Annotated in this window: 7 protein-coding genes; 2 read left to right on the top strand and 5 right to left on the bottom strand. The window is 35.6% G+C overall.

Annotated features, from left to right (window positions below; genetic code table 11):
- From ABF281_RS06410 to ABF281_RS06400, 3 genes are all read right to left on the bottom strand, one after another.
- The coding region (locus tag ABF281_RS06410) for an FKBP-type peptidyl-prolyl cis-trans isomerase N-terminal domain-containing protein (protein ID WP_347180857.1) at positions 1-317 on the bottom strand (317 nt) is incomplete at its 3' end.
- A gap of 8 nt (positions 318-325) precedes the next feature.
- Entirely contained in the window at positions 326-847 is a 522-nt protein-coding gene (locus ABF281_RS06405) for an FKBP-type peptidyl-prolyl cis-trans isomerase (protein WP_347180856.1), read from the bottom strand.
- Positions 837-1,868, bottom strand: coding sequence for a DHH family phosphoesterase (locus ABF281_RS06400; protein WP_347180855.1), 1,032 nt, complete (start codon positions 1,866-1,868; stop codon positions 837-839). Before ABF281_RS06400 ends, ABF281_RS06405 begins: the two co-directional genes overlap by 11 nt.
- A 219-nt stretch (positions 1,869-2,087) precedes the next feature.
- Here ABF281_RS06400 and ABF281_RS06395 point away from each other — a divergent pair, with 219 nt between their 5' ends.
- Positions 2,088-2,513, top strand: coding sequence for a nucleoside-diphosphate kinase (locus tag ABF281_RS06395; RefSeq protein WP_347180854.1), 426 nt, complete (start codon positions 2,088-2,090; stop codon positions 2,511-2,513).
- Between the two features lie 394 nt (positions 2,514-2,907).
- On the top strand, positions 2,908-4,083 hold the full coding sequence (locus tag ABF281_RS06390) for a BamA/TamA family outer membrane protein (protein WP_347180853.1): 1,176 nt from the start codon (positions 2,908-2,910) through the stop codon (positions 4,081-4,083).
- Positions 4,084-4,093: 10 nt separating this feature from the next.
- Here ABF281_RS06390 and hemF read toward each other — a convergent pair whose 3' ends face one another.
- Together hemF and hemE are read right to left on the bottom strand one after the other, a co-directional pair.
- A complete protein-coding gene (hemF, locus tag ABF281_RS06385; RefSeq protein WP_347180852.1) occupies positions 4,094-4,996 on the bottom strand; it encodes an oxygen-dependent coproporphyrinogen oxidase in 903 nt (300 codons plus the stop codon).
- Positions 4,997-5,059: 63 nt separating this feature from the next.
- Positions 5,060-6,085 carry a uroporphyrinogen decarboxylase gene (gene hemE, locus ABF281_RS06380; protein ID WP_347180851.1) on the bottom strand — a complete coding sequence of 342 codons (1,026 nt, stop codon included), beginning with the start codon at positions 6,083-6,085 and terminating at the stop codon, positions 5,060-5,062.
- Positions 6,086-6,178 lie beyond the last annotated feature (93 nt).

Genomic DNA, 6,178 nt, shown 5'->3' with positions numbered 1-6,178 from the left:
TCTCCTTTTTCTATCAAACCAGCACTAGCTTTTTCTGCTTGCTTTTGTGTGTAGGCAATTAAAATTGGAGCCAACTCTTTTTGATCTATTAAAATTTTAGCAGAATCAGATGCTTCTTTGATCGCTTGATTGAATACGGCTAAATTTAAATCTTTAAAATCTTTGTCTATTTTAAAATTGAAGTTGATGTATGCTCCTAAAGCATAACTAACTGAATCTAATTCTGTTGATAATGTTGTCTTTCTTGCTGTTTGTTGATTACAAGAAACCATTCCTGCAACCACTAATCCTAAAGCTAATCCTTTGATGATGTTCATTTTCTTAATTATTTAATTTTTAAAAGTTTGATTTCTACTACAATTGGAGTATTGGGGCCTATACCACCGCGGTCTCCAACAACACCGTATGCTACAAATGAACTAAAAATAAATTTAAATTCCTCATTTTCTCGCATTAATTTGAGTCCCTGCTCCACTCCTTTTATTTCTCTAGATTTGTCAATCTTTATGGTCTCTTGTATGCTATTGTAAATCAATTCATTTCTGAGATTATAGATGGTTTTGACATACGTCACCAACGCGCCCGACTTTGGATTTTTAGTAGAATCCACATCTTTCTTCAATATGGTATAGGCAAAACCTTTTGGTGAGATGGTATAGCTTGATAACGAATCTTGTTCAATATAATGTTTGATACTCTTTTCTTCTCTAGCTTGATTTATCTTGTTCAACGCAATAGAATAATGATGCGCAGACAAATTGTTATTTCTGTGGATAGGTCTTCTTGGCTTCGTTTGGTTACACGAGACCAAAAGAACAATAAAAGCAAACAGAAAACTATATTTCATAAGAATGTAAAAGGGCTTTTTTATATTGGGGAACAACAGCAATAAACTTAGCTACCGTTTCTTGTAGTGTTTCTATAGACCTACCCCCTGCTGCGTTGTCATGTCCTCCCCCATCAAAATGATGTCTTGCAAATTGATTGACAGAAAAACTTCCTTTAGATCTAAAAGACATTTTGACGATGGCTTGGTCTTTATCTTCAATAAAAATAGCAGCAAATACAATTCCTTTCAATGATAATGCATAATTGACTATTCCTTCAGTATCCCCCTTACTATAGTTGTACTGCTTTAATTCTTCGTGGGTCAAAGTGATATAAGCAGTTTTTGTCGCTTCTAAAACCATCAAATTGGTTAGTGCTTTCCCTAACAATTGTAGCCTGCTATATGAATTATTTCCAAAAACTTGGTTGTGAACATCTGCATTTTTTACGCCTTTGCCTATCAAATCCGCAACAATGTTATGAGTAATACTTGTCGTAGATGGAAAACGAAAAGAACCCGTATCGGTCATGATTCCTGTGTACAAACTCGTTGCCATTTCTTGATCAATCATATCTACTTGTCCCAGCGATTCAATATAGTGATAAACCATTTGACAAGTTGAACAGATAGAAGTATCAGAATACGTCACCATTGCAATATCATCAGGCTGTTGATGATGATCAATCATGATAAAATCACCTTCAAATGCTGCTAAGCCTTTTTCCATATCATCTCCTACCCTGTGCAGCGCATTAAAGTCCAATAAAAAAATAACATCCGCCTCGTTGATGACTTTTTTAGATTGAATGTTTTGCAAATCATATCTATAAACCTCTTCTGCACCAGGCATCCAGGCAATAAAATCTGGGATACCATTAGGGAGAACTACTTGAACTTGATGTCCTAGCTTTTTATAAAACATAGCCAAGGCGGTCGTAGACCCTACAGCATCTCCATCTGGGTTTTTGTGTGCCACAAAAACGATCTTCTTAGGCAATTCAAAATATGCCTTTATAACCTTTATATCCGTTGTATTCATATTTTGCTAAAATACAATTTAAAATGAAGATGCAAAGGCCATACATCCTTGAGATGTTCATAAAATACTATCTTCATAAAAGATGAGATCACCCTCACTTCTGTTTTTCTCATCTATTGAAGCTTTAGTAAAGTTTGCCACTATTATATCATCAAAAAAGACAAACTATTGTTAAAGAATAAAGTATCTTTGTTGCGAAAATACTAATGAAATTTTAAAATGGACAACAACAGAACTTTTACAATGATTAAGCCTGATGCATTCTCTGAAGGGAATACCGGTGCTATTCTTCAAAAAATAACAAATTCTGGATTTAAAATTGTTGCTCTAAAGTTAACGCAATTGACTCCTGAAAAAGCAAAGGCATTTTATGCGGTTCACAAGGACAAGCCATTTTTTGAAAATCTAATCAACTTTATGGTTAGCGGACCTATTGTTGCCGCAATCTTAGAAAAGAAGAATGCCGTTGAAGATTTTAGAACTTTGATTGGAGCAACCAATCCTGAGGACGCAGCAGAAGGGACCATTAGAAATTTATTTGCAAGTTCAATGTCAAAAAACGCAATTCATGGTTCTGATAGCGACGAAAATGCAGCGATTGAAGGTGCCTTTCATTTTAATGAAAATGAAATTCTAAACCATTAGGGCCACAAGACGCCTACTGAAATTCTATTTTCATCTGCTGGTTTAAGTCTTAATGGTACTTATACCAGTTATCGTACCCACCCTTTTTTTTATTGATTCTTGGCTGTGATATGAAATCATCAATGCGGTCAACCACAAAATCTTTTGTTTATTGAAATGATAGTGATTGTAGTTTCAATCTAATACACATTAAACAATAATCCACCACAAACTTTGATCTCACTATGTCTTGGTCTGAAGATCAAGGTTCAGAAATGTTTGACAGAAAAAGAAAAAATGATTTTTTATTTTTTGAAAAATATTGGAAATATTCCACCAAAAAATCAACAAAAATAGTAGATTAGTATCATGAAAAAATATTCAGACTTCTTTGCACAACACAAATGGATTCTTCATGCATAAAAATCATTTTTTGACATTTGCTTTGTTGTGGGGTTTACTGCTACCCATCTGTTCATGGTCACAAGAAAAAATAGATTTGGATCAAGAACTCGAGAAGTTTAAAAATTTCTTCACAGTTTTTCCAAATAAAAAAGCTGTTGAAAAAGATAGCACCTTGTATCCTTCAAAACTGATTATGGCACCCATTATTGGGTATGCCCCTGAGACTGATTTTAGCTTGGGTATTGGTGCAAAATATTTATTTAAATGCAAGGGTTCCGGAGCAGAAACCAGAACTTCCAACATGCCTATTACCGTTCAATATACCCTTAACCACCAATTTATTCTTTATTCTGGGTTTGAAATATTTACCAACCAAGAGAAATGGGTCATCACAGGGAATTTTGCTTTCAAGAATTTCCCCAGACTTTTTTATGGATTTGGAAGAAATACGCTTGAGGAAGATGTTGAACAACTATCATTTCATCAATTCAGATTTGAGCCTATCATTTTAAAACAAATGTTTTTGAAGTCCCTTTTTATTGGAGGAGGGATTAGACTCAATCATATTTTTGATGTTGACATTAAAAAAGGTGGAATTTTGGATAAGATCAAACCCCTTGGTTACTTGGGTTCCAACTCAAACGGTATCCAAGCTGCTATCATGTATGACGGACGCGACAATATCTTGAACGCATCCTCAGGATTATACGCAATGCTTACCCATGGTTTCTATGGAAAAGTATTGGGTGGAACACAGAAGTTTCAATTGAGCCGTTTTGATGTTCGTTATTTTTTTAAGCCTTTTAAAAAACTTGATGATGTCATTGGCTTTCAAATGATGGGGAGGTTTAGCCATCAAAACACTCCTTTTTCAGAATTATCACTTTTTGGAGGAGAGGAAATACTAAGAGGGTATATTGAGGGTCGTTATATGGATAGACATATCATGGCAACACAAATGGAATACAGAAAAAACATCTATGGCCGAATAGGTATGGTTGCTTTTGGCGGTGTTGGAGATACCACAAATAAACTAAATCAATTCAAATTAAACCACCTTAGACCTACGGTAGGTTTAGGTTTGAGATTCTTACTGGATAAAGAAGAAAAACTAAATGCTAGATTAGATTGGGGATTTGGTGAAAAGACTGACAATCTCTACCTAAATATTGCAGAGTCTTTCTAGAAAACTCTGCCTACACCCAACTCTTTGGATGCATCAAAACATCCACTAGCTTCTGCTCCCAGCTGCCTGCCTCAGGTTCATGACAATAATGCCACTGTACATGAGGAGGGAGACTCATCAAAATAGATTCAATCCTTCCATTGGTTTTCAAACCAAATAAAGTACCTCTATCGTGGACCAAATTAAACTCTACATAACGCCCCCTACGAACTTCCTGCCAGTTTCGTTGTTCTACTGTGAAAGATAATGCTTTACGTTTTTCTACGATAGGAGCATAACTCTCTAAAAAACTATTCCCTATTTCAGAAACAAAATCATACCACTCCTCTAAGGTTCGTTCTTCAGTGGGTTTTAAATAATCGAAGAATAGACCTCCAATCCCACGCGCTTCTCCCCGATGAGCATTCCAAAAATACTCATCACATTTCTTCTTGTATTTTGGATAAAATTCAGCACCGTGTTTGTCACATGCTTTTTTACATATCGAATGAAAGTGAACAGCATCCTCATCAAAGAGGTAATAAGGAGTTAAATCTTGTCCCCCACCAAACCATTGCGTAACGATTTCACCCGCAGCATCGTACATTTCAAAATAACGCCAATTGGCATGAACAGTGGGCACCATTGGGTTTTTAGGGTGAATCACCAAACTCAAACCACAAGCATAAAAATCACCTGTTTCTACTCCAAATTGTTTACGCAAGGCAAGTGGTAATTCTCCATGAACGGATGAAATATTCACCCCTCCTTTTTCAAAAACTTCTCCCTCTGAAATGACACGGGTTCTACCCCCACCACCTTCTGGTCTATTCCATAAATCTTCTACAAATTTTGCTTCCCCATCTAGCGTTTCTAAACTAGCACAAATCGTATCCTGTAAACTTTGTAAATATTTGTAAAATTGCTCTTTCATTCGCTTTGCTTTTGACAATGAAATATTAACGATTAACAACCCCCGGTAAAGGAAAAATATAATCTAAACCCTATACTCTTTCACTGCATCTATAAATGCTTTAGCATGGTCCAGACCAATATTGGGTAAAATCCCATGACCTAAATTGACAATGTATTTGTCTTTACCAAAAGCATCAATCATTGTTTTTACTTGTTTCTTAATTTCTGCTGGCGGTGAAAACAGGCGAGTCGGATCAAAATTACCTTGCAAGGTTATGTTTCCTCCTGTTAATTTTCTTGCCCATTCTGGTGTAATGGTCCAATCTACACCAAGGGCAGAAGCATTAGATTTTGACATGTCTTCTAAGGCAAACCAACATCCTTTACCAAAGGCGATTACAGGTGCGTGTTCTTTTAGTGCTTCAATAATTTGATTGATATACTGCCAAGAAAATTCTTGATAATCCTTTGGAGATAACATCCCTCCCCATGAGTCAAATACTTGAACCGCATTGACACCTGATGCAACTTTCTTCTTAAGATAAACTATGGTCGTATCTGTAATTTTTTGTAACAAAAGATGAGCCGCTAAAGGTTGAGTAAAACAAAACTCTTTGGCTTTATCAAAATTCTTTGATCCTTGACCTTGTATGCAATAACATAAAATGGTCCATGGAGAACCCGCAAAACCTATCAATGGAATTTCATCATTTAACATTTCTTTGGTTAGCTTGATTGCATCCATAACATAACCTAAGGTTTCATCAATATCCGGAACGATGACTTTCTCAACATCTTGTAAGGTACGAATTGGATTAGGAAGCCAGGGTCCGATTCCATTTTTCATTTCTACTTCAATATTCATTGCCTGAGGAATAACCAAGATATCAGAAAATAAAATGGCAGCATCCATGCCATATCTTCGAATTGGCTGAACGGTGATCTCTGCTGCTAGTTCTGGAGTTTGACAACGAGTAAAGAAATCATACTTCTTTTTTATTTCTTGAAACTCAGGTAAATATCTCCCTGCTTGCCTCATCATCCAAACAGGAGGTCTTTCTACAATTTCGCCGTTTAAGGCTCTTAGGTATAGATTATTTTTTAACATATTATTGATTGGCTTCGGCGTTTGGCTTTTAGCTTTTTTTATTTGTTTAAATGAATCTTTTTTTTGATTGTATGCTTACTTATTTTCTCTAAA

It is taken from the genome of Wenyingzhuangia sp. (assembly GCF_039768515.1).
Taxonomy (GTDB): domain Bacteria; phylum Bacteroidota; class Bacteroidia; order Flavobacteriales; family Flavobacteriaceae; genus Wenyingzhuangia.
Note: the sequence above shows the minus strand (reverse complement) of the source record. Positions and strands in the feature narration are given on the sequence as shown.